Here is a 24,743-nt window from a genome sequence, read left to right on the forward strand (position 1 = left end):
ACCGGCGGCTGTTACTGTTGTTGGCAATAATCTTCTGTATTTAATGAAACACAATCGCGTCTGCATTTTCACTTGCCATCATCCAGCATGAATGGATATATGGTCGCCGGCAGTCATCGCATGATGACATGAAATTAACCTGTCGGTTCAGGGGGATGCTGGCCTTTCCCATGTCAGCCAAACTGCTGACGTATTTGGGGCGAGCTGAGGGCGGGAATATGCAGCAAGAAAAATTCATCACGACAGCCTCATTGGACGCCGGGGAAATCAATCTCATCCATCGCTACTGGTGCGCCGCCAACTATCTGTCGGTCGGCCAGATCTATCTTCTCGACAATCCGCTCCTGCGCGAACCGCTCCAGGCCCAGCATATCAAGCCGCGCCTGCTCGGCCACTGGGGCACGACGCCGGGGCTGAACTTCATCTATGCGCACCTGAACCGGGTGATCAAAGCCCGTGATCTCGACGTCATCTATATCTGTGGCCCCGGCCATGGCGGGCCGGGCATGGTGGCCAATACCTATCTGGAAGGCATCTATAGCGAGATCTATCCGGAGATCGCCGAAACGACCGACGGGATGCGAAAACTGTTCCGCCAGTTCTCCTTCCCGGGCGGCATTCCGAGCCATGCGGCGCCGGAGACGCCCGGATCGATCCACGAAGGCGGCGAGCTCGGTTATGCGCTGGTTCATGCCTATGGCGCGGCCTTCGACAACCCGGACCTGATCGTCGCCTGCGTGGTGGGTGACGGCGAGGCGGAAACCGGTCCGCTGGCAGCAAGCTGGCATTCCAACAAGTTCATCAATCCGGCCCGCGACGGTGCGGTTCTGCCGATCTTGCACCTGAACGGCTACAAGATCGCCAATCCGACTCTGCTTTCGCGCATCGGCGACGAGGACCTGAAGAAGCTGTTCGAGGGCTACGGCTACGAGCCGCTCTTCGTCGAAGGCCATGAGCCCGAGGTGATGCACCGGCTGATGGCCGGCGCGATGGACAGGGCGATGGAGCGTATCCGGGCGATCCAGGATAGGGCGCACGGCGGTGCCTCCCCTGCCGAACTGCCGCGCTGGCCGATGATCGTGCTGCGCAGCCCGAAAGGCTGGACCGGTCCGAAGGAAGTGGACGGCAAGAAGGTCGAAGGCTTCTGGCGCGCCCATCAAGTGCCGGTTTCCGGCTGCCGGGAAAATCCGGATCACCTGAAGATACTCGAAGACTGGATGCGGAGCTACGATCCGGAAGATCTGTTCACTGCCGATGGTGGGCTGAAGCCGGAACTGAAGGCGCTCGCGCCAGAAGGCGACCGGCGCATGGGCGCCAACCCGCATGCCAATGGCGGCCTCTTGCGCAAGGAACTGAAATGCCCGCCGCTTTCCGACTACGCGGTCGACGTGCCGGAGCCCGGCAAGACCGTGGTGCAGACGACGGAAATCCTCGGGCGTTATTTGCGCGACATCCTGACCCTCAACGACGCGGAGAAGAATTTTCGCATCTTCGGCCCGGACGAGACGGAATCGAACCGGCTGGGTGCCGTGTTCGAAGTGACCGACCGCGTCTGGATGGAGAAGATCGAACCCTATGACGTACATCTGTCGCCCGACGGGCGGGTGATGGAAGTGTTGTCGGAGCATCTGTGCCAGGGATGGCTGGAAGGCTATCTGCTGACCGGTCGGCACGGCTTCTTCTCCTGCTACGAAGCCTTCATCCATATTATCGACTCGATGTTCAACCAGCATGCCAAGTGGCTGAAGGTGACGCGCGAGCTGGAATGGAGAAAACCGATCTCGTCGCTCAACTATCTGCTCACCTCGCATGTGTGGCGGCAGGACCATAACGGCTTCTCGCACCAGGATCCGGGCTTCGTCGATCTCGTCGCCAACAAGAAGGCAGACGTGGTGCGCATCTACCTGCCGGCGGATGCCAACACGCTCCTGTGGGTGGCCAACCATTGCCTCAACACCTGGAACCGGATCAACGTCATCGTCGCCGGCAAGCAGCCGGAGCCGCAATGGCTGAACATCGAGGATGCCGCAAAACATTGCCAGGCCGGGATCGGCATCTGGGACTGGGCCGGCAATGAAGAGGATACAATCTCGCCCGACGTGGTGATGGCCTGCGCCGGCGACGTGCCGACGATGGAAACACTGGCGGCGGTCTCCATTCTGAGAGAAGCGATCCCGGACCTGAAGATTCGCGTCGTCAACGTCGTCGACCTGATGACGCTGCAGTCGAAGGACCAGCATCCGCACGGGATTTCCGACGAGGACTTCGACCGGCTGTTCACCGCCGAGCGGCCGGTGATCTTCGCCTATCACGGCTATCCGTACCTCATCCACCGACTGACCTATAAACGCACCAACCATCAGAACATCCATGTCCGAGGTTTCGTTGAGGAAGGCACGACCACGACGCCCTTCGACATGACGGTGCTGAACCAGCTCGACCGCTACCACCTGGCCATCGAGGCGATCGAGCGCGTGCCGCGCCTGAAGGAAAAGGCCGGTCATGTGGTCGAAAGCCTGCGCGGCAAGCTGCAGGAGCATTTCGCCTATGTCCGTGAACATGGCGAGGACATGCCAGAAATCAGGGACTGGGCATGGCGATCCGGTTCTTAGTTTTCGGCAGTAGAACAACATCCAGTCTGTCCCTGCTCCAGAGCGTTTGTGACAGGAATTCGAGACGGTTCCCATGGTTCGTATCCTAGCCCAAGCAATTCTGTCTGCTGCAGGCGTTGTGGTGGCCCTCTTCGTTTCGAGAGACGCGGTGGGGTTTCCTGTCTATCAAATGGTCGGCGCACTGTTCTTGATCGCAGTTCTGGCCATCATCGTCTGGTACGGCCCGCGTGTTGTTAAAGCGCTCTTCGGCCCCCGCTCCAAAGAATGATCGAGCAGGGCGAGCAAGGTGCGCGTGATACGGAACAGCAATCCTTCCTGACGCCATGAAATGCTCGAAAACGGAAAATTCGCGAAGGTAAACGATGCGGAGTTGTAACAGGAGATAGCCTTGGAAGAGTTTCTTGAGCGAGTAAAACATACCGGGCTCTCGCTTCGGGACATGCACATCATTCTTGATGCTCTGCCAATTCCAATCTCGTGGGCGACAATACCGACGGGTAAGATTCAGTTCATGAATCGTGCTTTCAAGGAGACCTTCGGTTATGATGAAAGTTATTTTGCAACTGTGGATGCGTGGATTGAACAAAGCTATCCAAAAATGGAACAGCAACTCTTAGCTCGTGAGTACTGGAACCGTCTGCGGAAAGCCGATTCCACCGGAATATCCAAAGTAGAACCATTGGAACTGGACGTGGTGTCGGCGAATGGCGGTATCGTTACCGTCAACCAGCGTGGCATCCTTCTACATGACATAGGGGTTGGGATTGCTACATTCGAGGATGTCTCCGAGCGAAAGCGGGTGGAGGAGACGCTAAGACGCATCGCCTTCGAAGACCCGTTGACGAGCCTTGGTAATCGGCGGCGGTTTTCAGCGAAATGGACCAGTATCGCAACGTCTTGTGAAAACGACGTGCGGCCGATGATCGCTCTTATTCTGATCGATCTCGATGAATTCAAGCCAATCAATGATCTACTGGGACATGATGCCGGTGACGAAGCGCTGCTCTTGATCGCCAACAGGCTTCGCGCATGTGTTCGCAGCGACGATACCGTGTTCCGTTTGGGTGGGGACGAGTTTGCGATTCTCGTAGAGAACATGGGATCGCCGTACCAGGCAGAACAGGTCTGCCGACGCGTCGAAAGAGCGCTCAAGCGGCCCATCCAGATTGGCGGGACGAGGACTGTGCTTGGTGCAAGCGTTGGCGTGAGCCTCTATCCTGACGACGCGACTGGTCTGGCGCAACTCATAAAACATGCCGATGAGGCACTCTATCGAATTAAGCGGGCCAGCAAGGGTGGGTGGGCATGGTTCTCGCCGCCGGAAGCCACGAGATATCCGAAGAGCTCACCGCAACGCAACGTGCATGACCGCGAGCGGCCGAGGAACAACCGGCCGAACAAGTCAAGTTGGCAGCATAGATGAATGGCGAAGTGAGCAGGCGAAAGCAAGGGATTGGATCCGGTCTTCAAGAGCCGAATAGTCGCTTAGCGATTACCTCTAAGACAGCATAAAAGACTGTTGGATGCCGGATCTCGCGCTTGACCTGCGATATTTACGATATGCATTGTTGGTCGCCGAACACGGAAGTTTTCGCCGTGCGGCGGATGCGGTTGGCATGTCCCAATCTACTGTAAGCCGCCGGGTCCAACTGCTTGAACGACGTCTTGGTGTACCCCTCTTTACTCGTAGTCGCACCGGAGCAAAGCTAACCGTTGCAGGAGCGCGGTTTCTGCAAAACGCCGCATTCGGTGCATCCCATTTGCATCAAGCTGTGAAGGACATGCAAACGGCGCATCACGGCGACACAGGTGAGATACGAATCGGGCTGATGACGTCCCTGGCAAGCGGATTTCTTTCAGATCTCGTAGGCGAATATCATTCCCGGTTCCGCGGTGTAGAGGTGAAAATAGAGGAATTGACGTCCGAAGTGGCAGCCGCCAATCTTCTCAGCGGCCGCATCGATGTGGCCTTTCTTCCGGGAGAGCCTCAGTTAGCCGGTTGCAAAACGGTTCAACTGTGGACCGAGCGACTTTTCCTCGCGCTGCCAAAACGGCATCTTCTTGCAACGGCAGAGAGCGTTTCCTGGGCAGATGTGCGCAACGAGACATTCCTGATCCCGGCCGGCATCGCTGGTGCGGAATTGGATCAATATCTACTGCGGCAGCTTTCCAAATCCGATTCCGAACCGAGAATATCCATTCAGGGAGTCGGACGAGACAATCTTTTGAACATGGTCGGAGAAGGGTTCGGCATTTCGCTCATATTGTCGTCAACGTCCGGCGGTGCACACAAGGAAGTCGTGTTCGTTCCCATCTCGGATGGCCTGGAAGACATTCGCTTTAGTGCTGTCTGGTCGGCAAAGAATCATAATCCTGCACTGAAGCACTTTCTGGACCTTGCTACTGGAAAAGCCCGGTGGAAGGCAATTGTCAATCTGACCGACAGCGCTCGGTGAGCAATGCCGGCTGCTCCGGTACTTTAGCGCGATTAGTCAATCTTTGGTGGTTGAGACGATGCGCCGGAAAAACCCAGAACAGCGCGCTTTTGCTTTGCGAAGCCGCGATCGGTCGTAATGAATCGCTGAAGCATAGGCACGATCAGCTTGGCGGGATCGGCCGACGATTGGCCTTGTTGCTGACGGTGGAGCAGCTCCGCATAGGCAACAAGATCCCGATATAGCGGTCCGGGAAGTTCAATACTCACCTTGACGGGCTTGTCGTCGACGAGCGGCTCGAGTTTCAATTTTGTCATCGGGCTAACCTCTATAGGGCTCCATCACAAGGTCTCGGGTGACGATGATCCGCACCGGGAAACCTGGCCTGATGGTGAGCGTGGGCGCGATCTGCAACTGGCGGCGGATGATCTGCTGACCAGCATCGTTGATGGTATCTTGCGCACCATTGCGGATAGCCTGAACCAGCCGGTCTTCGTCATCCATGGCAAGCTCTGCGCCGACCGCGAGCAACGTCGAGAGGCCAGCAGCTTTCGCCAGATCCCACCAGTGGTAGTCGACGCCGTCCTCGAGACCGGCATAGCCCTGCGTGTCGGCGCCGGGCTGTCGTTCGAGGACGATGGATCGGCCATTCGGGAATATCAGCCGGTTCCAGACCAGCAGGACACGCCTCTGCCCGAAACCGACATTGTTGTCGTATTGGCCGATGATGCGGGTTCCTTGCGGTACGAGCAGGATGCGGCCGGTCGGGCTGTCGTAGATGTTCTCGGTGACCTGGGCGGTAATCTGGCCGGGGAGATCGGAGCGAATGCCGGTGATCAGCGCTCCGGAGATTACCGAACCGGCCTGCAGCACATAGGGCGACACCGGCGGCATCACGCGATCCGCCGCCACAGTGCGTCGGTCGACGGCGGCGTTGAGGAAGGCGACCTGTCGGTCCTGCGCAGTAGGAGTGCCAGCCTGATCGAGACCGGCAAGATTTGTGGTCGTATTCGCGTCAGGCGCTATTGCGCTTGCCGTCGTGCGTGTTTCCGTCTGGAAGAACACGCGGCTGGTTCGGGCGGATTCCGCTTCGGCGAGGCGGCGTTGTTCGGCCGGATCGACACCCGGCGCTGTCGGCACAACAACAGGCTGGCCACGATCCTGCGCACTGAGGATCGGACGGCCGAGATCGCCGGGCAAAGCCGGCCCCAGGATCGGGCCGGTATAGTCCCGCGGCAGGCCTGCCAGACCGTCGGCCGTGGTCCGGTTCTCGGTGGAATAGAGTTCTTCGCCACCATTGCCACGATCTCGGGTCTGAAGAGCATAGATCAACGCGCCACCGATGCCGAGCGATGCGACCAGGCCAAGGCCGAGGAGCACCCTGCGCGACAGCCTGGTGACGCGTGGTGGTTCTGCCCGCAAGCGCATGGGTGTGACAGGATTGAGCGCCGGAGTTGCTTCTTGACTGTTGCCGGCCTCGCTCATGACGACCGTCCTCCTTCTTTGTCTCGGACAACCGGCGCCTGTACTACGCCGTTTGTCCGGACGATCCTCACGGTCTGCAGATGCTTGCCGCTGCCAAGGCGCAGCTCGGCCGCACCGAAGAGACGGTCCACGATCAGGATGTTCCGATAGATACGGGTATTGGCGATTTGCGCTTCACCCTCTGGGCCGATGACGAACAGGGGCGGAAACTCCCCTTGCACTATGCCGCGCGGGAATTCGACATAGACCTTGCGGCCATCGTCATAGACGGAGACGGGCCGCCACGGCGGCGTGTCTCCGGTGAGACCGTAGCGGTAGTTTCGTGCCACGACAGCCGGAATAGCCGGCGTGTCCGGAATGGACTGCTGCGAGCCCGGCACCTGCGGGTAAGACCAGGCGATCGACGGCATGTAGGGCGTTTCGCCGGATCGCAGTTCGAGCATGTAGGTGCGTCGATCGGTGGAAATCACCAGATTGGTGGTGATGTCGGGGCGCGAGGGTTTCAGAAGGACATGGACGCGCCGGGTGGTGCCGCTGCCGCTCTCGGTGTCGCCGATAATCCAGCGTGTGGTGTCGCCGGCAGCGATCGGCCCGGCTCCGGTCAGGCTTTCGCCGGGTTCAAGCGTGATGTCGGTGATCTGGCCGGGTGCGGCATAGACCTGATAGAGGGCGCCTTCGCTCCAGGGATAGATCTGGATTGCATTGTAGTAACCATCCCGGCGTGGCTCGACGCGGGCCGCCGCATTGGCATTCTGAACCCGGCCGGTCGGCGTGGTTGCGGTGGCACCCCCACGCGCCGGCGTCCAGCCCGGCGGAATGTGCAGCGGCTTCGGGCGCTCATCCCTCAGCACGGTGGGAACGACCGGCAATGCCGGCACATCGGAATCGTAGCGGATCTGCGGCGGCTTCTGCGGCGTGGCGCATCCGGCCAGCGCAGCGGTGGAAAGGAGCACGGCGACAATGGCGGGTTTGCGGAAAGAAGGGGTTCCGGTTGTACGGATCGGCGACTTCTTCATTCGCCCATCTCCCGCGACCACGATATTGCATTGACATAGATGCCGAGGGGATTGGCCTTGAGTCGATCAGCATCGCGGGGCGTCTGGATCACTATGGTCAGGATCGCGGTCCAGCGCTCGGTGGTGGAAAGCTGTCCGTTCTCGTATCGGCGCTCGATCCAGGCGACGCGGAAGCTGTCGGGAGATGCGCGAATGACGCTGGAAACCTCGACGGCAACCTGCTGCTTGCCGACCTTGGTGAACGGGTCATTGCTGCGCGCATAGTCGTTCAGCGCCGTCGCGCCCCGATCCGTCGTCCAGTCATAGGCGCGGAGCCAGTTCTGGCGCACGATGATGGGATCGGCGGGAATGCTCCTGACCTGTTCGATGAAACGCGCCAGATGCCACGCGACCTGCGGATCTGTTGGACGATAGTCGGCCGTGGCGGCGGCGACGGTCTGTGCCTGACCGAGCTTGTCGACCTGCACGACCCAGGGCACGACGGTCCCTCGCGTGGACTGCCAGACGAGTGCTGCGGCAAAGCCTGCCGACAGGATCAGGCTTCCAAAGGCCATGAACCTCCAGTTCTTCGCCTGCACGCGGGCCGAGCCGATGCGCTCATCCCAGACCTGTGCGGCCTTCTGATAGGGTGTCTCGGGTTGCGGCGTCTTGCCGTAGTGGGTTGCCGGTCGTTTGAACAAGCTCATGAGCGGTCACTTTCGGAGAGATTAACAGAAGAGCCGCCGCCATGACTGTCGCCGGAACGAACGGCATGGGCGGCCGCGGAAACGCCGTGGCTGAAGTGCTGGCTGCGTTTCATGCGCCTGGCCCAATCGGGGGCGCCATTGCCCGAAGCTGCGGGGGTGGCGGCAAAGGAATCATCATTGGCGGCTTCGGCACCGCCGACCGTGCCGAGGGTGGAAAAGCCGCCGGTGGCGCTGAAGCCGCCTTTCACGCCTCCGGAGAAATCCGATTTAACGCTTTCGGACGCACGACCGATCGCGCGCTTCAGAGGCGAGACGGTGGCGGAGCCTGCTCCTCGCGCGACACCGCCGAGACCGGACGCCACACCGGCAGCGCCGGTCTGCCCCATCGATCCGAGATTGTAGGCGGTCGAGGCGGCACCTGCCGCCGCTGCGCCACCACGAACGGCAGCAGCGCCGCCGGACAGTGCCGCAGCCCCACCGCGCAAGGCCAGGCCAGCCGCACCGCCTGCGGCAAGTGCAGCACCTCCGACGGCGAGGCCGGTGCCAACGGCAGCACCAGCACCAAGTTGCGGGCCTCCGGAAACCAGACCGTTGGCAATGCCCGGTCCGAAGATGCCGAGGCCGAGCAGGGAAAGTGCTGCGAGCACGATCGCCATCGCGTCGTCGATCGTCGGCGTGACCCCGCCGAAGCCGGAGGTGAACTCGCTGAACAGCGTCGAGCCGATGCCGATGATGACAGCGAGCACCAGCACCTTGATGCCGGAAGAGACGACACTGCCGAGGACCCTTTCGGCCATGAAGGCCGTCTTCCCGAACAATCCGAACGGGATGAGGACAAATCCGGCGAGAACGGTCAGCTTGAATTCGATCAGCGTGACGAACAACTGGATCGCCAAAATAAAGAAAGCCAAGAGGACGAGCGCCCAGGCGAACAGCAGGCATGCGATCTGGATGAAATTCTCAAAGAAGGCGACCCATCCCATGAGGTCGGAAATGGATTCCAGGAGCGGCCGGGCCGCGTCGAGACCGACTTGCGCCACCCGGCCGGGACGAAGGAGGTCCGCCGTCGAAAAGCCGGTGCCGGAGCCTTTGAGGCCGAGGCCGGCGAAGCTCTCGAAGATGATCCTCGCCAGATTGTTCCAATTGTCGATGATGTAGGCGAAAGCCCCGACGAACAGGGTCTTCTTCACCAGTCGAGCGATGATGTCGTCGTCGGCGCCCCAGCTCCAGAACAGGGCGGCGAGCGTCACGTCGATGACGATCAGCGTGGTGGCGATGAAGGCGACCTCGCCGCCGAGAAGACCGAACCCGCTGTCGATATAAGAGGTGAAGACCCCGAGGAAATTGTCGATGACGCCGCTGCCGCCCATGGATCACTGTCCTTCGATGGTCTGTGGGGCGGCCGGTACGGACGTCCTGCCGAGGAAGCGGTCTCGCGTTTGCGACCAGATGCGCAGGCATTCGGCGTCGTTCGTTGCGGCCTGCCCGAGCTGCTGGCACCGGCGCTGTCCAACGCGAAGTGGATCTGCCGGCGATCCGACGGCGGCCGTGGGGCGTGTCCATGGTGCGGGCGCCTCTCTCCTTCTGAGCATTTCGGTCGCCGTCGCGGTGATCGCGACGGCGACAAAGACGACGGCGCCCAAGCGGGCCAGCATCTTGCCGTCCATGGCCCACGCCCTCAGTTGAACATCTTGGCGCTGCCGGCCTGATAGCCGGAGCCCGGCGTCAGGAAGCGCTCGCGCTGCACGCGACCCTGTTCGGCCGCGGCGGCGCGTTCTGCCTCGGTGAGCGCGGTGGACCGGCCATTGGCGGCAAGCAATGCCGTGAGGTCGGAGAGCTGCTGCGACTGGAGGGCGAGAAGCTGATTGCCTGCCTGTGCAGCCTGAAGCGCGCCGGTCGCGCTCTGGCTCCGGCCAACCAGTTGTGACATCTCGGTGCGGTTGGTATCGATATTGCCGACCACGGTGGCCTGCACGCGCATGGCGTCCTGAAGGCCGCCGACGCTGTTGCGCCAGCGCTCTTTGGCATCGGAGACGAGCTGCGCATCGGTGGCCGAGAGCGAGACATTGGCGTATTTCGACTGGAACGCCTGGTCGATCTGGCCGACGTCGAAGGCGATGTTCTGCGCCTGGGACAGAAGCTGCTGCGTGCGGCTCACCGACTGCTGGATCTGCTGGAGCGACGAATACGGCAGGCTCGCCAGATTGCGGGCCTGGTTGATCAGCATCTGCGCTTCGTTTTGCAGGCTGGTGATCTGATTGTTGATCTGCTCCAGGGCGCGGGCGGCGGACAGCAGGTTCTGCGAGTAGTTCGTCGGGTCATAGACGATCCAGGCGGCGGAAGCTGGCGGCGCCAGAACCAGCGAAGCCGGGCCTGAGACGGCAAGAAAGGATGCGGCAAGCAGCGCCGTGCGGGAATAACGGGTGTTCATGAGGAAGACTCCTTGTCCGGCTGGAGGATGAGATTTGCAAGGTCGGGAATGAGGTCCGCGGCCCAGTCGACGCCGCGCAGACGCAGCCAGGCGGCAAGGAAGCCGTCCCGGCCGTGCTCGGCGAAGATGCGAGCGATGGCGGACTGATCGGATTTCGAGGAGGCGGCCGTCAGCGCCAGACCCACTTCGGACAGGCCCAGGTCGAACAGGCGGTTCCCCCTGCGGCTCTGGCAGTAGTAGTCTTTCTTCGGCGTGGCCCGTGCGAGGATCTCGATCTGGCGCGCGTTCAAGCCAAATCGTTGATAGATGGCGGCGATCTGCGGTTCGGCGGCGCGCTCGTTCGGGAGAAGAAGACGCGTCGGGCAACTTTCGATGATCGCCGGTGCGATCGCCGAATTGTCGATGTCGGAGAGCGACTGCGTGGCGAAGATGACCGAAGCGTTTTTTTTTCTGAGGGTCTTCAGCCATTCCCGCAACTGTCCGGAAAAGGCTTCGTCATCGAGCGCCAGCCAGCCTTCATCGATGATGAGCATGGTGGGCGAGCCATCGAGTCGGTCGCCGATGCGGTGGAACAGATAGGACAGCACCGCCGGGGCAGCACCTGTGCCGACCAGCCCCTCGATCTCGAAGGCCTGCACCGACGCGCTGCCGAGGTGCTCGGTTTCGGCATCGAGCAGCCGACCGTAGGGACCGCCAATGCAATAGGGCCTGAGCGCCTGCTTCAGATCGTTCGACTGCAGCAGCACCGTCAGGCCGGTGATGGTGCGTTCCTCGACCGGCGCCGAGGCGAGAGAGGTCAGCGCCGCCCAGATGTGCTCCTTGACATCCGGCGTAATCGCAACGCTCTCGCGCGTCAGGATGGCGACGATCCAGTCGGCCGCCCAGGCGCGTTCCGGCACGTCGTGAATGCGGGCGAGTGGCTGGAGCGAGACGGAAAATGCATCGCCTTCGGTGAGATCGCCGCCGAGATCATGCCAGTCCCCGTCCATGGCAAGGGCCGCAGCCCGGATCGAGCCGCCGAAATCGAACGCGAACACCTGGGAGTGGGCATAGCGCCGGAACTGGAGCGCCATGCAGGCGAGCAGCACGCTCTTGCCGGAGCCGGTCGGCCCGACGACCAGCGTGTGCCCGACGTCGCCAACATGAATGGAAAGCCGAAACGGGGTGCTTCCCTCGGTCTTGCCGAAGAGCAAGGGGGCGCTACCGAGATAGTCATCCCGTTCCGGTCCCGCCCATACGGCGGAGAGGGGGATCATATGGGCGAGATTGAGCGTCGAGATAGGCGGCTGGCGGACGTTGGCATAGACATGCCCCGGCAGCGAGCCGAGCCAGGCATCGACGGCATTGATGGTTTCGGGCATCGCGGTGAAATCGCGGCCCAGCGCGACCTTCTCGACAAGACGGAGCTTTTCGTCGGCCAGGCGAGGATCGGTGTCCCATACAGCGATGGTCGCCGTGACATAGGCCATGCCGGCATAGTCGGCGCCGAGTTCCTGAAGCGCGATGTCCGCATCGGCCGCCTTGTTAGCAGCGTCGGTGTCCACGAGAACCGACGCCTCGTTGCTCATGACTTCTTTCAGGATCGCGGCGATCGACTTGCGCTTCGCAAACCATTGGCGGCGGATGCGGGTGAGGAGCCGGATGGCGTCGGTCTTGTCGAGCAGGATCGCGCGTGTCGACCAGCGATAGGGAAAGGCGAGCCTGTTCAGCTCGTCGAGGATGCCGGGCGTGGTCGCGGTCGGAAAGCCGACGATGGTGAGGATGCGCAGATGGGTGTTGCCAAGGCGCGGTTCCAGCCCGCCGGTCAGGGGCTGATCGGCCAGCAACGCGTCCAGATACATCGGCGTCTCGGGAACCCGGACGCGATGCCGGTTGGTCGAGACAGTGGAATGCAGGTAGGTCAGCGTCTCGCTGTCGTCGAGCCAGTCGCATTCCGGCATGAAGCCGTCGAGCAGCGCCAGCACGCGATCGGTGCGATCGATGAAGCCGCGCAAGATCTCGTTCGGATCGACGCCGGAGCGTTCGCGGCCCTCATAGAGCCAGGTCTCGGCGCGGGCTGCATCCTCGGCATGTGTGAGATAGGTGAAGGTGAGGAAGTAGCCGGAAATGAAATGGCTGCCCTGTTCCTCGAAATCGGCCTTGCGCTCGGCATCGAGCAGCGCCGAGGCCGGATCTGGAAAGCGGTCGTCGGGATAGGTCGCAGCCTCCTGGCGCTGTGCTTCCACGAAAATCGCCCAGCCGGAGCCAAGACGCCGGAAGGCATTGTTCAACCGGGCGGCGACGGCGACCAGTTCGGCAGCGACGGCGGATTCGAGGTCGGGACCGCGAAATCGGGCGGTCCGTTGCAGCGAGCCGTCCTTGTTCAGAACGACGCCCTCCCCGACGAGTGCCGCCCAGGGCAGGAAGTCGGCGAGGCGGCTGGCGGTGCGGCGATATTCGGCAAGGTTCAGCATGGTCGTGCTCCTCAGACCGCAAGATGACCGGGGATACGCAGATGACGGCGACCGACTTCCACGAACAGTGGATCGCGTTTCGCCGCCCAGACGGCGGCGAAATGCCCGATTGCCCATATGGCGAGACCGACCAACCAGAGGCGCAGGCCGAGGCCGACCGCTCCGGCCAATGTCCCGTTCATGATGGCGATGGCGCGCGGAGCGCCGCCGAGCAGGATGTGCTCGGTCAGCGCCCGGTGAACCGGGACATTGAGCCCCGGCACATCGTCGATCCGTAAGAGCGCCCCGGCCATCAGACCAGTACCCCGCCGCCGAAGGAGAAGAAGCTCAGGAAGAAGGAGCTGGCGGCGAATGCAATCGACAGGCCGAAAACGATCTGGATCAGCCTGCGAAAACCGCCGCTTGTGTCGCCGAAGGCCAGCGCCAGGCCGGTGGCGATAATGATGATGACGGCGACGATCTTGGCCACCGGCCCCTCGATGGATTCGAGGATCGACTGAAGCGGCGCCTCCCACGGCATGGAGGATCCGGAAGCATGAGCCGGCACGGATGCCATCATCATAACGACGGCGAGCGTGGTCGGTCCCATGAGGTGCCGACGGATGCCGCGCAGAACGGACGGTGCGCACGCCTGATCCGGCGCCGTGGGCAGGATGGGCGGAACATGGGAGGTCATGACTGTTCTCCTTTCAAGAGCGGTTGGCGATCAGGGGAAAGGTGAGCGGAAGCGACCCGGTAATCGCCGTCGGGGTCGAGCCCTTCGACGCGGGCGAGTTCGGAGAGACGGCGCGCGGAACCGCGGCCAGAGAGAACCGCCACGATGTCGATGGTCTCGGCAATGAGTGCCTTGGGGACGGTGACGACAGCTTCCTGGATGAGCTGCTCGAGACGGCGAAGCGCGCCGAGGCCGGTGCCGGCATGGATCGTGCCGATGCCGCCGGGGTGCCCCGTACCCCAAAGTTTCAGGAGATCGAGGGCTTCGGGACCGCGCACCTCGCCGACGATGATGCGATCCGGCCGGAAACGCATGGCCGAGCGTGCGAGATCGGTCAGATTGGCGATGAAATCCTTGGTGCGCATCGGCACCTTGTTCTCGGACTGGCTTTGAAGCTCGCGGGTATCCTCGATGATGAGAAGCCGATCCTGCCCCTTCGCCACTTCGGCCAGCAGAGCATTGGTGAGTGTCGTCTTGCCGGTGCCCGTGCCGCCGGCGACGAGGACATTGGCGTGCGATGCGACGGCCTCGCGCAGCAATGCCGCCTGATTGGCGGTCATCGTTCCTGCCGCAACATAGTCGTCGAGTGTGAACACCGAGATCGCCGGCTTGCGGATGGCGAAGGCCGGACCGGTGACGATCGGAGGCAGGAGACCTTCGAAGCGTTCGCCGCTGTCGGGCAGTTCGGCCGAAACACGTGGAGCGCCGGCATGAACTTCTGCGCCGACGTGGTGAGCAACCAGGCGGATGATGCGTTCGCCATCCGCGGGCAAGATGCGCTCGCCGGTGTCGGACATGCCTTCGGAGAGCCGGTCGATCCACAATCGCCCATCCGGATTGAGCATTACCTCGACGACACCGGGATCTTCCAGAAAGCGGGCGATGGATGCACCTAGCGCAGTGCGCAGCATCCGGGCGCCACGCGCAAAGCCTTCTGAATTTCGATGCGAGACTGCCATCCGATCCCCGTTTCTCGCCGAGGAAAATCAGACGGTCCCCGGATGGGGATGATTAAAGGAGCCAGAAATTATGCTGATTCAACAAGGAATTGGCGTCGTAGTAGCGTAGCGTGCAAATACAGGGAAACGGCGGTGCCGCGATCTGCTTGATCTCGCGAAAGCCGTCACTACTCGCCATGTGCGCCCATGCGCGGGGAGCCCTGACTGTCAGATGAGTCGGCGACATCCTCGGAGATTTCCTGCCGCAGTTTTGGCCCCTGAGCGAGCCGGCGGCCGAGTGCCGCGACGAATGCCTCATAGCGCTCGCCGGCCTTGGCTCGCGCCGCCTGTACGGCCGGTTCGGGCAGTGCTGGCGTGGTGGTGAGCCAGAAGCGAACGAACACGGCAAGCGTCTCGACCGAAATGCCGACATCACGTTCCAGCCGCGTCATGCGGCGATCGATCTGGTCGAGACGCTTGGTGATCAACGCCTCGCGCCGTTCGGCGTCGTCCGGCGACAGGAAGGAGGCGACGGCCGCCTCCACGATCAAGGACATCGGCTGCTCCCGGCGCGCCGAATAGTCCGAGAGCATCGTCATGACGTCGGGTTCGAGATAAACGGAGATCTGCGTCTTCTTTTTCCTGCCGGTCATGCGTTCACAGCTCCATCCCGTCATTCGGATCAAGCGACACCTGCCGCGCCACACCCTGCATGAGCCGGGTCATACGACGGTTCCGGGTGGCTTCCTCCTCCATCTCATCGGGGGGATCGATCTCGAACTCGTTCTCGATCGGCTCCTTTTTCTCGACGGGTTTCACCCGGCTCAGCTCCGGCTGACGCCGGCGTTCGGATTCGGTCGGGTCCTCATCCTCTTCGGTGGCGCCCGCCACGACGTCATCGAACGGAGGGCGGGTCGGGATCGGCAGGCGGCTCCAGTCATCCGGATGCGGTTCGCCGGCACGGACCAGTTTCGGCGGCGGTAATATCCGCTCCTGAAACCGCGCATCCTCGAAATACCGCGCCTTCTTCGCCCGGATCGGCGGCGTTCCAGCGACCATGACGATCTCGTCGGCCGGAGGAAGCTGCATGATCTCGCCAGGGGTGAGCAGCGGCCGCGCGGTTTCCGAGCGCGAGACCATCAAATGCCCGAGCCAGGGCGACAGCCGATGCCCGGCATAGTTCTTCATCGCCTTCATCTCGGTGGCCGTGCCGAGCGCGTCGCTCACCCTCTTCGCGGTTCTCTCGTCATTCGTGGCGAAGGACACCCTCACATGGCAGTTGTCGAGGATCGAATTGTTGGCGCCGTAAGCTTTTTCGATCTGGTTCAGCGACTGCGCGATCAGGAATGATTTGAGACCGTAGCCCGCCATGAAGGCCAAAGCCGACTCGAAGAAATCCAACCTTCCCAGAGCCGGAAACTCATCCAGCATGAGCAGCAATCTTTGTCGTCCCGCCTTCGCCTGCAGATCCTCGGTCAGGCGCCGGCCAATCTGGTTGAGGATCAGGCGAATGAGCGGCTTCGTCCGATTGATGTCTGACGGCGGTACGACGAGGTAGAGCGTCGTCGGCCTCTTGCGGCCGACGATGTCGGTAATGCGCCAGTCGCAACGGCGCGTCACCTCTGCAACGACAGGATCGCGGTACAAGCCCAGAAACGACATGGCGGTCGACAACACGCCGGATCTCTCGTTGTCGCTCTTGTTCAGCAGTTCGCGTGCAGCACTGGCAATGACCGGATGCGGACCGGCTTCACCCAGATGCGCCGTCTTCATCATCGCGGCGAGAGTCGACTCGATCGGCCGCTTCGGATCGGACAGGAATGCCGCGACGCCGGCCAGCGTCTTGTCTTTCTCAGCATAAAGAACGTGCAGGATGGCGCCGACGAGAAGCGCATGCGACGTCTTCTCCCAATGGTTCCGCTTGTCGAGCGAGCCTTCGGGATCGACCAGGATGTCGGCGATGTTCTGGACGTCGCGGACCTCCCATTCACCCCGCCGCACCTCGAGCAGCGGATTGTAGGCGGCGGACTTTGCATTGGTCGGATCGAATAGCAGCACGCGACCGTGCTGGGATCGGAAGCCGGCGGTGAGTGTCCAGTTTTCGCCCTTGATGTCGTGGACGATGGCCGAACCGGGCCAAGTGAGCAACGAAGGCACGACCAGGCCGACGCCCTTGCCCGATCTGGTCGGCGCGAAACACAGGACATGCTCCGGACCGTCATGCCGCAGATAGGCCCGATCGAGCCTGCCGATAACAACGCCGTCCTGGTCGAGCAGACCGGCGGCCTTCACTTCCTCAGGCTCGGCCCAGCGCGCCGATCCGTAGGTCGCGACATTCTTGGCTTCGCGTGCCCGCCAGACCGACATGCCGATGGCAACCGCTATGGCGATGAAACCGCCAGATGCGGCGATATAAGCACCTTCGACGAAGATCGGTGGCGCATAGGCGTCGTAGAAATACCACCACCAGAAGAAGGCTGGCGGGTAATAGACCGGCCAACCGGCAATCACGAACCAGGGATGGCCGAGCTGGGGCTGGAAGCCGAGTTGCCAGGCCGTCCACTGTGTCGCTCCCCAGGTCGTCATTAGCACGATCAGAAGAACGGTGAGGATCTGGCCCCAGAGGATTTTCGTCGCGGACATGGCGTTGGTCCTTTCTCCGATGTTGAAGGTTAAAGGCCGAGCCCTCTCTTGCGGCCAAAGCTCCAGTCGATGCCGCCGTCGTTACGGGCGATGCCGGAGACGTGCCGGCCAAGCTGCTTTTCGAGGGACGGGCTCCAGGGAACGAGCTGGAAGCCGAGGCCGTCGTCGATCATCGCGTAGCGGCCGGAGGCAAGCGCGAAGCGTTGACGATAGGTGCCAGCGACATATTCGCCACTGCCAGCGCGGTTGAATGGCTGGCCCGTCTCGGTGGCGAGCTTCTCGCCAAGCGCATCGAGCTCGCGGCGGCGCAAGGTGTCGACCAGCCTGCGGGCGAACACCACGCTGAGTCCCTGCCGCTCGGCCAACCCCTCTTCGACAAGATGGTCAGCACGCCGCTCCATGGCCTGCTGCACCTCGGCGCCGAAGCCACCATCGGATAAGGAGAGCGGCTCCTTCGCGACTGCCTGTCGGTCGAGCCAGGTCGCGCCCGACGCCGAGATCTGTCGCTCGATGTCGAGATCGGAGCGAACGGCGAGTGCGACGCGGCGCTCACCGCGCGCATCATCGAATTTGCGCAGCTCGACGATCGAGCCGGGAACGCTGTCGCCGGCAGCATCGAGGTCGGGCAGCTTGATGTGATGGGTGCGTCCATCCACGCTGTCGACGACGGCATAGGCCGAGCCTCTCAGCTCGTCGTCGAGACCGCGATCGACCAAGCGACCGATGATCGGCTCATCGAGGCTTTCGCCTGCCAACACATAGTTGGCGGAGCCGCGCTCGATGCCGCGGTCCGTCAGCGCCTTGTGCATCCGTTTGATGATGTCGCCGCGTTCGCCGAGTTCGCGCAGCACCGCCTCGGCCTCGGGCTTGATGAACCATTGAGAATGGCCGACCTGTCCGGCCAGCCCAAGGACTTCCAGCTTGCGCAGCCGTCCGACCTTCAGGGCATGAAACTCGTCGGGCTGCCGATCGGCTCGCGGCGCGAGATCGACGATGCCGGTTTCTCGTGCATCCCGGACAAGCTGGCGGTCGAGCTGGGTCCAGCGCTCCGATTCAATCTGGCGCTCCAAAGTGCGGCGGATGTCGAGGTCGGTGCGCGGCCCCAATTCCTGGGTGATGAGATCGCGCGCCCGGTCACGCATCCCTTCCTTGATGTAGTCACGCGAGATCACAAGATCCCGGCCGTCGTCGCGGACGCCGCGCACGATCAGGTGGACGTGGGGATGCTCGGTGTTCCAGTGATCCACCGCCACCCAGTCGAGCCGAGTACCGAGATCCTTCTCCATCTGCCCGACGAGATCGCGGGTGAAGGATTTGAGGTCGGCCATTTCCACGGCGTCGTCCGGCGATACGATGAACCGGAAATGATGCCGGTCATCCTCGCAGCGTTCGGCGAAGGCGCCTGCATCGGCATTCTCGGTGCCCGGCCCGAACAGGCGAGCCTTTTCCCCGTCGCGGGTCACACCCTCGCGACGCAGATAATTGAGATGGGTGCCGAGCGGCGCGGTCCGGACGGAATGGCGCACGGTACGCGCCTTTACGACGGCGCCGCGCGAACGGGACGAGATCAGGCGATTGGCCTGAATGCTGGCGCGCTGGCCGTGACCGAAGCGCGAGCGGTTGCCGGAGACGACGCGGCCGGAGCGAGACACGCCGCCGCCCGCCTTTTTGGCAGCGGCGAGCGCCTGCGAAATGAAGGGCCGCGCCGATTGTGCCCGACTGGACCGGATACGCCCCGGACGAATTCGGAACTCGCGTTCATCGGCCATGGCGCAGCCCTGCAATGTTCAAAAAATCGCGTAGAGACAGAGGGTTGGATCGTTGACGAACATTGCGGCAAAGACGGGCAATGTGCTGCACAGCGAAGAAATCCAAACAAAAACAACCGCCCGATCGGCGCGCAATGTGCGCCCTTTTATCCTGCCATCCCTCGGTTGCTGCTTCTGCCTCCACCCCCGGCACCCACCATGATGCGCCAGAGCACGACAAGATGCCCAAAAGCCGATCGAGGGTCATCGCGGACCGTCCCCCTCGCGCCGAACGAGGAAAATGGAGTCTTCCTGTGGTCCGGCGGCGCTATCGTCCTGCACCGGAACGGAAGGATGAAGCCCACTCGGCGGACGGTCGGCAGCGCGATCATCGTCACGCGGGCGGTCGCCTCCACGCGCCACGAAGAGCGGTGCTTCGCGCCAATCGGCCGGCGGCTGGAGCACGATGCGCGTTCCGTCCGACGGCGCGGCGGCACCAAGCGCGGGCGCGAGCAAAGCGACATAGGCGCGCGTCTCTGCCGGCAGAGCGCGGCCGGTGGCGAGATGCTGGTCGTAGCGCGCCGGGCCAGCATTATAGGCAGCAAGCATCGCCGGGACCGTGCCGTAGCGATCAAGCATCTCGCGCAGATAGGCGGTGCCGGCGATGATGTTGTCGCGAGGATCGAACGGATCACGACCGAGCCGGTAACGGGCGCGCAGTTCGGCCCACGTATCGGGCATGATCTGCATGAGGCCAAGCGCACCGGCGGGCGATACCGCACGCACGTCGTCACGGCTTTCGGTGTGCTTCACCGCGACGATCCATGCCTGCGGGATAGCGAAGCGCTGCGACGCCTCGGCGATGTGCGCGGCATGGGGATCGGCGATCGCGGCGCGGGTCGGCGGCAGCGATTGCGCAACAGCCGGACACGCCGCGGAGGCGGCAAAGGTCAGGCCGGAAAGAAGAAGGGAGAGTGCCGAGCGTCGGACGGTAGCAGAACGTCCGACGCAGGCACGTTGCCGGATTGCCACCGTTCAGTCCTCCTTCCGCTTCTTCGACGGCGGGTTGGTGTGCAGGCCCCAGGCGGAGCCGTCGTCACCGGCACGGAAGAGGTTTGCGCGAAGCGTGCCGCCGAACAGCGGGCTGTAGATCTCGATGGAGACGAATTCGCCGGCGCGGTCGCCGACATGCGACCAGCCAGCGCCGATATCGAGACCTTCCTCGTCGCCGAGCAGAACGCGGTAAGCAGGGGCATTCTTTGCTTCCGAAGGCTCGGCCGGAACGAAGGTGATTTCCTCGTCGATGCCGAGCGCCCTGAAACGCCCTTCGAAGCCGGATTGCGTGCGGGTGAAATGTCCAATCTGAGCCATGCTCATGGTCTCCTGTGTTGTGCGGCAAGGTTGCGAAACTTGCGCCGTCACCGCGTCGGCGCGCGCCAGACGAAGCGGCCTTCGCCGTCGTCGTCGGTGTAGAGGGGGATTGCCCGGCCGATCACGGCGGAGGCCGGAAGCGGCCCGAAATAGCGGCCGTCGAGACTGTCGCGGACTTCCCAGTTCATCAGGAAAAGCTCGTCATCCGCGACGACGCGGCAGCCCTGCCAGATGGGCAGCGCGCGGCCGAGGCGATCGCGGTCGAGCGCTTCGCCCATCTCGATCCCATCGACCGTGATCAGGTCGCGGCTGCGGCACACGCGCTGACCGGGCAAGCCAAGGACGCGCTTCAGCAGCGGCACGCCGCGGCCGACATAGCCGCGCTCCACCATGAAGTCGGCGAGCGGTTCGGGCGGCATGACGGCGACCAGTTCGGGCACCTCCAGCCGATCGGCTGGCGCGATGGTGTAGAAGCCGATCGGCGCGCTTTCGGTGGCGTTCCAGATCAGCTTGGTGGATGTCGGGATGAACGCAGCGATGGCGACGCCCATCGCCGCGAAATACGTCACCATGACGTAGCCGAAGCGGGTCATCGGCCGATCTCCCGCCGCTTGAGCCACGCCTGATGACGCTCCATCGTGTAGGAGCGTGGAGTCTCGCCGGACTGCATTCGGTGAGCGATGTGGCGCCAGTGATCGGGGGCGACGTCGCAGGCGTCGATGCCGACACGCTCGATCGCATCGATGTGGCGCAGCACGTCCTCGACCTTGGGCCAGCCCTCGATCTTGAGCAGAATCTCGCCACCGGGACGCACGAAGGGCAGCGTCTGATAGGTTTCGCCCGGCTCGACGGCGCGCACGATGTCGATGCGTGATATGATCGTGCCGAAATCGTTGCCGGCCCAGCGGGCGAAGGCGAAGATGCTGTTTGGGCGGAAAGAAATGACGCGACGGCGGCGATCGAGGATCAGTTCGCCGGATTCCCGGCCGAACCTGATCCAGTATTCGACCTTCTTCTCGATCCATGTCAGCTCGACATGGGTCATATCGTCGGTAGAGCCTGCGGACGGCAAAGGGCCGCCGCGCAAGCGGGGAGCCGCATTGCCGGTCATGAGGGGTCTCCTTGGGTTGGCGGGAATTCACGAGCGAAGAGATCGCGCAGCATGTCGGCGACGGTGACGCCGCGCCGGAAGGCAGCGATCTTGATCCTGCCGCGCAGCTCGGGCGTCACGTCGATGGTCAGCCGGGCGGTGAAACCGCCGGCGTCACCATTGCGGGGCGGCGCGTCGGCAGCCCTGATCCACTGGTCGGGATCGGCAGGCCGGGAGGCGAAGCCTTTGCGGGCGGGACGCTCGCTCATGGCGCGGCCCTCCCGTCGAACGGCAGCACCGATGCGATCCGGGCGCGCGCCTTCTCCGCCATGTCGGGTCTGATCTTGCAGCCGAGATAGCGTCGGCCGGTAAGCCGGCAGGCTTCACCGGCCGCGCCCGATCCGGCGAACCAGTCGCCGACAAGCCCGCCCTCCGGGCAGCTTGTTCGGATCAGGATTTCCATGAGCGCCGAGGGTTTCTCGGTCGGATGGATGGCACGGCCGTGGCAGTTTCGCAGGTAGATAACCGAGCGCATGAGGCGCGGCCCGCCGTCATGGCTGACATAGTGACCGGCATCGATATGGCCGGTGTGCGGCGGGCGCATCTTGCGCCGCACGGTGCGCGCCGTCGCATCCGGCGTGGTCTGGACGTCGTTGTAGATGTCGCGCCAGGCGGTCTCGGCCGGGTAGAACTGGACGGCCAGTTCATGCACGCGCTTGAAGCGGTCCGCGTGGAACGACGATCCGTTCTGCTTCTCCCAGACGATCTCCTGGGCGATCTGCAAACCGGCATCGGCGAACTGGTCGGCGGTCGCCATGAAATGGCGCAGCGAGCCGAATACCCAGAGCGAGCCGGTGGGTGTGAGCGCCACGCGAGCGAGCGTGATCCAGTCGGCGACGCGACGATCCCAGGCAAGCGATGTGTCGCCGTAAGGGGGATCGGCCAGGATCAAGTCGAACGGGCCGCGTGCCGGCATGAGATCGCGGCAATCGGCGGTTAGCACGGTTTCGGTGAGGACTGTCATGATGCGGCCCTCCCGATTTCGAGATGCTCGATCTCGGCGGCCAGCGCCGCGATCTCGCGCGTGGCCGGCGTGTCGTCGTCAAGTTCGGATGCGAGGCGACCGGATTGCGCGGCAACGGCAAAAGCGATGCGCTGGCCGATAGTGGTGGTCAGCACCGGCGGATCGTGATCGGCGAGTGTCTCGGCTGTCTCGCGTGCGAGCACGGTGCGGGCGCCGCAGCGGTTCAGCACGAAACGTGCGGCCAGTTCCGGCCGGTAGATGAGCGCCTCGGAGAGCAGCGCCAGCATCTCGGCCGAGGCCCAGCCGTCGAGCGGCGACGGCTGTACGGGGATCAGCACGAGGTCGGCGGCGAGCAGCGCCGAGCGCATGAGGCCGGCGACCCTCGGTGGCCCGTCGATGACGATATGATCGACGTCGCGGGCAAGTTCAGGCGCCTCGCGATGCAGCGTATCGCGCGCCAGGCCGACGACGCCGAACAGGCGCGGAAGGCCCTCACGGCTGCGCTGCTGCGACCAGTCGAGCGCCGAACCCTGCGGATCGGCGTCGATCAGGGTGACGCGCTTGCCGCGTGCCGCCCATTCCCCGGCGAGGTTCAGCGCCAGCGTTGTCTTGCCGACGCCGCCCTTCTGATTGAGGAGCGCGACGATCATCGGCTTCCTCCCGGCGGATCGAGAGGAAGTCCAGGTGTTTCGGGATCGACGGATGCAGCCGTGTCAGCGTGATCGGGAGCCGCTGGGCGCGCGGATGGCGTGACCGGAATGCTCGTCTTCGCGGCTGTGCTGAGGCTTCTGGCGGCGTCGCGGATGAGGTTTTCCACATCGCGCGCGCGCTCTTTAAGGTTAGATTCTTGGTTAGCCGGGGTACTGTGTTGTGCCCGCTGGCCAGCGCTGCGGCTGTGGCGATGATGCCTTCGTGAAACGATCATGGAAGGCGGCGCGCGGTGCTCCGTCGGGATCGGCGACGGAGGCTGGAAATGGACTATTACGCGGGACTGGACGTATCGCTGGAGGCGACAAGCGTGTGCGTGGTGAATGGCGAGGGCAAGGTCGTCCGGGAGGCAAAGCTGCCGTCCGACCCGGATGCGATCGAGCTGTTTCTTTCCGAATGGGGCATCCACCTGAAACGTGTCGGGCTGGAAGCTTTTTCGTTCAGCGCCTGGCTGCATACGGCCCTCGACGACAAGGGCCTGCCGGTCGTGTGCATCGAGACGCGCCACACCAAGGCGGCGCTGAACGCCATGCTGAACAAGACCGACCGCAACGACGCGCGCGGCATCGCGCAGCTGATGCGCACCGGCTGGTTCCGGCCCGTGCATGTGAAATCCCAGGCCGCGCAGGCGCTGCGCGTGCTTCTGGCCGGCCGCAAGGCGCTGCTGGGAAAAGTCATCGACATGGAGAACATGATCCGCGGCCTGATCCGGCCGTTCGGGCTGAAGGTCGGACAGGTGTCGACCGGCAGGTTCGATGCACGCGTGCGCGAGCTGGTCGCCGGCATCCCCGAACTCGAACAGATCGTCGAGCCGCTGCTCGCCGCCCGCGCGGCGATGCGTTTGCAGTTCGCCCGGATGCACCGCATGGCGCTGGCGGCCGCCCGCAACGACAAGGCGGTGCGGCGGCTGATGACGGTGCCCGGCGTCGGTGCGATCGTGGCGCTGACCTTCCGCGCCACCGTCGACGATCCCAGCCGGTTCAGGAAATCGACGACCGTCGGCGCCCACTTCGGTCTGACGCCACGACGATACCAGTCCGGCGAGACCAACCGGTCGGGACGCATCTCCAAATGCGGCGACGAGATGACCCGCGCCATGCTCTACGAGGCGGCGATCGCCATCCTCACGCGCATCCCCAAGAACTTCAAGCTGCGGCTCTGGGGGCTGCGGCTGGTGAAGAAGAAGGGGCTGAAGAAGGCCGCGACCGCCGTGGCGCGGGCGTTGGCCGTGCTCCTGCACAAGATCTGGGTCGACGGTTCGACCTTCCGTTACGGCGTCGGCCTGAAGGGCGGCCGGACCGCTCGCGCCTGATGGAGGCCTGAGCGACCCGGCCGCCCCCACCATCGGCGTTACCAGGTTCCGCCACGGCGGAGCGGCGTCTCCCGGG

General features: G+C 63.3%; 26 protein-coding genes. 5 read left to right on the top strand and 21 right to left on the bottom strand.

Going from position 1 to position 24,743, the window contains the following annotated elements; all coding sequences use genetic code 11:
- The first annotated feature begins 218 nt into the window (after window positions 1–218).
- The 4 genes from OHI65_RS19700 to OHI65_RS19715 all read left to right on the top strand — a co-directional run bounded on the left by OHI65_RS19700 (window position 219) and on the right by OHI65_RS19715 (window position 5,068).
- Window positions 219–2,612 carry a phosphoketolase gene (locus OHI65_RS19700; protein WP_125301577.1) on the top strand — a complete coding sequence of 798 codons (2,394 nt, stop codon included), beginning with the start codon at window positions 219–221 and terminating at the stop codon, window positions 2,610–2,612.
- 73 nt (window positions 2,613–2,685) lie between these two features.
- A complete protein-coding gene (locus OHI65_RS19705) occupies window positions 2,686–2,880 on the top strand; it encodes a hypothetical protein (RefSeq protein WP_125301478.1) in 195 nt (64 codons plus the stop codon).
- Between the two features lie 120 nt (window positions 2,881–3,000).
- Window positions 3,001–4,035, top strand: a complete 1,035-nt coding sequence (locus OHI65_RS19710) for a sensor domain-containing diguanylate cyclase (RefSeq protein ID WP_125301480.1) — start codon at window positions 3,001–3,003, stop codon at window positions 4,033–4,035.
- 100 nt (window positions 4,036–4,135) lie between these two features.
- Window positions 4,136–5,068, top strand: a complete 933-nt coding sequence (locus OHI65_RS19715; protein ID WP_125301482.1) for a LysR family transcriptional regulator — start codon at window positions 4,136–4,138, stop codon at window positions 5,066–5,068.
- Between the two features lie 32 nt (window positions 5,069–5,100).
- Here OHI65_RS19715 and OHI65_RS19720 read toward each other — a convergent pair whose 3' ends face one another.
- The 21 genes from OHI65_RS19720 to parA form a co-directional block, all read right to left on the bottom strand.
- The gene (locus OHI65_RS19720) at window positions 5,101–5,364 is read right to left on the bottom strand and encodes a DUF2274 domain-containing protein (RefSeq protein ID WP_125301484.1); all 264 of its coding nucleotides are present in this window, start codon (window positions 5,362–5,364) and stop codon (window positions 5,101–5,103) included.
- A 4-nt stretch (window positions 5,365–5,368) separates the two neighbouring features.
- A complete protein-coding gene (locus OHI65_RS19725) occupies window positions 5,369–6,532 on the bottom strand; it encodes a TrbI/VirB10 family protein (protein ID WP_210202046.1) in 1,164 nt (387 codons plus the stop codon).
- A complete protein-coding gene (gene trbG / locus OHI65_RS19730) occupies window positions 6,529–7,548 on the bottom strand; it encodes a P-type conjugative transfer protein TrbG (RefSeq protein WP_125301486.1) in 1,020 nt (339 codons plus the stop codon). Before trbG ends, OHI65_RS19725 begins: the two co-directional genes overlap by 4 nt.
- Window positions 7,545–8,234 (bottom strand): conjugal transfer protein TrbF, encoded by a 690-nt coding sequence (gene trbF, locus OHI65_RS19735; protein WP_125301497.1) that lies wholly within the window; start codon window positions 8,232–8,234, stop codon window positions 7,545–7,547. The genes trbG and trbF overlap by 4 nt, the downstream gene beginning before the upstream one ends.
- Window positions 8,231–9,604 carry a P-type conjugative transfer protein TrbL gene (gene trbL, locus OHI65_RS19740; RefSeq protein WP_097143288.1) on the bottom strand — a complete coding sequence of 458 codons (1,374 nt, stop codon included), beginning with the start codon at window positions 9,602–9,604 and terminating at the stop codon, window positions 8,231–8,233. Before trbL ends, trbF begins: the two co-directional genes overlap by 4 nt.
- A 3-nt stretch (window positions 9,605–9,607) precedes the next feature.
- Window positions 9,608–9,901 (bottom strand): putative entry exclusion protein TrbK-alt, encoded by a 294-nt coding sequence (gene trbK-alt / locus OHI65_RS19745; protein ID WP_097143289.1) that lies wholly within the window; start codon window positions 9,899–9,901, stop codon window positions 9,608–9,610.
- A gap of 11 nt (window positions 9,902–9,912) precedes the next feature.
- Window positions 9,913–10,665 (bottom strand): P-type conjugative transfer protein TrbJ, encoded by a 753-nt coding sequence (gene trbJ / locus OHI65_RS19750; RefSeq protein WP_125301499.1) that lies wholly within the window; start codon window positions 10,663–10,665, stop codon window positions 9,913–9,915.
- Window positions 10,662–13,118, bottom strand: a complete 2,457-nt coding sequence (gene trbE / locus OHI65_RS19755; RefSeq protein WP_125301501.1) for a conjugal transfer protein TrbE — start codon at window positions 13,116–13,118, stop codon at window positions 10,662–10,664. Before trbE ends, trbJ begins: the two co-directional genes overlap by 4 nt.
- Before the next feature lie 11 nt (window positions 13,119–13,129).
- Window positions 13,130–13,411, bottom strand: coding sequence for a VirB3 family type IV secretion system protein (locus OHI65_RS19760; RefSeq protein ID WP_125301503.1), 282 nt, complete (start codon window positions 13,409–13,411; stop codon window positions 13,130–13,132).
- Window positions 13,411–13,707: a TrbC/VirB2 family protein gene (locus tag OHI65_RS19765; RefSeq protein WP_125301579.1), complete on the bottom strand. Its 297-nt coding sequence runs from the start codon at window positions 13,705–13,707 to the stop codon at window positions 13,411–13,413. The genes OHI65_RS19760 and OHI65_RS19765 overlap by 1 nt, the downstream gene beginning before the upstream one ends.
- A gap of 83 nt (window positions 13,708–13,790) precedes the next feature.
- Window positions 13,791–14,792: a P-type conjugative transfer ATPase TrbB gene (gene trbB / locus OHI65_RS19770; protein ID WP_125301505.1), complete on the bottom strand. Its 1,002-nt coding sequence runs from the start codon at window positions 14,790–14,792 to the stop codon at window positions 13,791–13,793.
- 167 nt (window positions 14,793–14,959) lie between these two features.
- Complete coding sequence (locus tag OHI65_RS19775) at window positions 14,960–15,424, bottom strand: CopG family transcriptional regulator (RefSeq protein ID WP_125301507.1); 465 nt, start codon at window positions 15,422–15,424, stop codon at window positions 14,960–14,962.
- Window positions 15,425–15,428: 4 nt separating this feature from the next.
- Window positions 15,429–17,414, bottom strand: coding sequence for a conjugal transfer protein TraG (locus OHI65_RS19780; protein ID WP_125301509.1), 1,986 nt, complete (start codon window positions 17,412–17,414; stop codon window positions 15,429–15,431).
- Between the two features lie 29 nt (window positions 17,415–17,443).
- Window positions 17,444–19,183 carry a relaxase/mobilization nuclease domain-containing protein gene (locus OHI65_RS19785; protein ID WP_125301511.1) on the bottom strand — a complete coding sequence of 580 codons (1,740 nt, stop codon included), beginning with the start codon at window positions 19,181–19,183 and terminating at the stop codon, window positions 17,444–17,446.
- 243 nt (window positions 19,184–19,426) lie between these two features.
- The gene (locus tag OHI65_RS19790; protein ID WP_413541922.1) at window positions 19,427–19,975 is read right to left on the bottom strand and encodes a lytic transglycosylase domain-containing protein; all 549 of its coding nucleotides are present in this window, start codon (window positions 19,973–19,975) and stop codon (window positions 19,427–19,429) included.
- A gap of 222 nt (window positions 19,976–20,197) precedes the next feature.
- On the bottom strand, window positions 20,198–20,533 hold the full coding sequence (locus OHI65_RS19795; RefSeq protein WP_125301513.1) for a DUF736 domain-containing protein: 336 nt from the start codon (window positions 20,531–20,533) through the stop codon (window positions 20,198–20,200).
- 47 nt (window positions 20,534–20,580) lie between these two features.
- The gene (locus tag OHI65_RS19800; protein ID WP_125301515.1) at window positions 20,581–21,126 is read right to left on the bottom strand and encodes a S26 family signal peptidase; all 546 of its coding nucleotides are present in this window, start codon (window positions 21,124–21,126) and stop codon (window positions 20,581–20,583) included.
- The gene (locus OHI65_RS19805; protein WP_097143158.1) at window positions 21,123–21,644 is read right to left on the bottom strand and encodes a DUF2840 domain-containing protein; all 522 of its coding nucleotides are present in this window, start codon (window positions 21,642–21,644) and stop codon (window positions 21,123–21,125) included. Before OHI65_RS19805 ends, OHI65_RS19800 begins: the two co-directional genes overlap by 4 nt.
- Window positions 21,641–21,892, bottom strand: a complete 252-nt coding sequence (locus OHI65_RS19810) for a hypothetical protein (protein ID WP_125301517.1) — start codon at window positions 21,890–21,892, stop codon at window positions 21,641–21,643. Before OHI65_RS19810 ends, OHI65_RS19805 begins: the two co-directional genes overlap by 4 nt.
- Window positions 21,889–22,647, bottom strand: coding sequence for a DNA-methyltransferase (locus tag OHI65_RS19815; RefSeq protein ID WP_125301519.1), 759 nt, complete (start codon window positions 22,645–22,647; stop codon window positions 21,889–21,891). Before OHI65_RS19815 ends, OHI65_RS19810 begins: the two co-directional genes overlap by 4 nt.
- On the bottom strand, window positions 22,644–23,297 hold the full coding sequence (gene parA, locus OHI65_RS19820; RefSeq protein ID WP_125301521.1) for a ParA family partition ATPase: 654 nt from the start codon (window positions 23,295–23,297) through the stop codon (window positions 22,644–22,646). The genes OHI65_RS19815 and parA overlap by 4 nt, the downstream gene beginning before the upstream one ends.
- A 323-nt stretch (window positions 23,298–23,620) precedes the next feature.
- Here parA and OHI65_RS19825 point away from each other — a divergent pair, with 323 nt between their 5' ends.
- A complete protein-coding gene (locus OHI65_RS19825) occupies window positions 23,621–24,667 on the top strand; it encodes an IS110 family transposase (protein ID WP_125301523.1) in 1,047 nt (348 codons plus the stop codon).
- Window positions 24,668–24,743 lie beyond the last annotated feature (76 nt).

It is taken from the genome of Brucella sp. MAB-22, assembly GCF_025908475.1.
GTDB classification, from domain to species: domain Bacteria; phylum Pseudomonadota; class Alphaproteobacteria; order Rhizobiales; family Rhizobiaceae; genus Brucella; species Brucella anthropi.

What these genes read in the sequence shown, in the direction of transcription:
- OHI65_RS19785 (WP_125301511.1), bottom strand. Translation starts at nt 19,183, where the DNA reads ATGGCCGATGAACGCGAGTTCCGAATTCGTCCGGGGCGTATCCGGTCC.
- trbG (WP_125301486.1), bottom strand. Translation starts at nt 7,548, where the DNA reads ATGAAGAAGTCGCCGATCCGTACAACCGGAACCCCTTCTTTCCGCAAA.
- OHI65_RS19810 (WP_125301517.1), bottom strand. Translation starts at nt 21,892, where the DNA reads ATGAGCGAGCGTCCCGCCCGCAAAGGCTTCGCCTCCCGGCCTGCCGAT.
- OHI65_RS19765 (WP_125301579.1), bottom strand. Translation starts at nt 13,707, where the DNA reads ATGGGACCGACCACGCTCGCCGTCGTTATGATGATGGCATCCGTGCCG.
- OHI65_RS19775 (WP_125301507.1), bottom strand. Translation starts at nt 15,424, where the DNA reads ATGACCGGCAGGAAAAAGAAGACGCAGATCTCCGTTTATCTCGAACCC.
- OHI65_RS19725 (WP_210202046.1), bottom strand. Translation starts at nt 6,532, where the DNA reads ATGAGCGAGGCCGGCAACAGTCAAGAAGCAACTCCGGCGCTCAATCCT.
- OHI65_RS19795 (WP_125301513.1), bottom strand. Translation starts at nt 20,533, where the DNA reads ATGGCTCAGATTGGACATTTCACCCGCACGCAATCCGGCTTCGAAGGG.
- trbE (WP_125301501.1), bottom strand. Translation starts at nt 13,118, where the DNA reads ATGCTGAACCTTGCCGAATATCGCCGCACCGCCAGCCGCCTCGCCGAC.
- OHI65_RS19760 (WP_125301503.1), bottom strand. Translation starts at nt 13,411, where the DNA reads ATGGCCGGGGCGCTCTTACGGATCGACGATGTGCCGGGGCTCAATGTC.
- trbF (WP_125301497.1), bottom strand. Translation starts at nt 8,234, where the DNA reads ATGAGCTTGTTCAAACGACCGGCAACCCACTACGGCAAGACGCCGCAA.
- OHI65_RS19720 (WP_125301484.1), bottom strand. Translation starts at nt 5,364, where the DNA reads ATGACAAAATTGAAACTCGAGCCGCTCGTCGACGACAAGCCCGTCAAG.
- trbB (WP_125301505.1), bottom strand. Translation starts at nt 14,792, where the DNA reads ATGGCAGTCTCGCATCGAAATTCAGAAGGCTTTGCGCGTGGCGCCCGG.
- OHI65_RS19815 (WP_125301519.1), bottom strand. Translation starts at nt 22,647, where the DNA reads ATGACAGTCCTCACCGAAACCGTGCTAACCGCCGATTGCCGCGATCTC.
- trbL (WP_097143288.1), bottom strand. Translation starts at nt 9,604, where the DNA reads ATGGGCGGCAGCGGCGTCATCGACAATTTCCTCGGGGTCTTCACCTCT.
- parA (WP_125301521.1), bottom strand. Translation starts at nt 23,297, where the DNA reads ATGATCGTCGCGCTCCTCAATCAGAAGGGCGGCGTCGGCAAGACAACG.
- OHI65_RS19825 (WP_125301523.1), top strand. Translation starts at nt 23,621, where the DNA reads ATGGACTATTACGCGGGACTGGACGTATCGCTGGAGGCGACAAGCGTG.
- trbJ (WP_125301499.1), bottom strand. Translation starts at nt 10,665, where the DNA reads ATGAACACCCGTTATTCCCGCACGGCGCTGCTTGCCGCATCCTTTCTT.
- trbK-alt (WP_097143289.1), bottom strand. Translation starts at nt 9,901, where the DNA reads ATGGACGGCAAGATGCTGGCCCGCTTGGGCGCCGTCGTCTTTGTCGCC.
- OHI65_RS19715 (WP_125301482.1), top strand. Translation starts at nt 4,136, where the DNA reads ATGCCGGATCTCGCGCTTGACCTGCGATATTTACGATATGCATTGTTG.
- OHI65_RS19805 (WP_097143158.1), bottom strand. Translation starts at nt 21,644, where the DNA reads ATGACCGGCAATGCGGCTCCCCGCTTGCGCGGCGGCCCTTTGCCGTCC.
- OHI65_RS19705 (WP_125301478.1), top strand. Translation starts at nt 2,686, where the DNA reads ATGGTTCGTATCCTAGCCCAAGCAATTCTGTCTGCTGCAGGCGTTGTG.
- OHI65_RS19700 (WP_125301577.1), top strand. Translation starts at nt 219, where the DNA reads ATGCAGCAAGAAAAATTCATCACGACAGCCTCATTGGACGCCGGGGAA.
- OHI65_RS19780 (WP_125301509.1), bottom strand. Translation starts at nt 17,414, where the DNA reads ATGTCCGCGACGAAAATCCTCTGGGGCCAGATCCTCACCGTTCTTCTG.
- OHI65_RS19800 (WP_125301515.1), bottom strand. Translation starts at nt 21,126, where the DNA reads ATGACCCGCTTCGGCTACGTCATGGTGACGTATTTCGCGGCGATGGGC.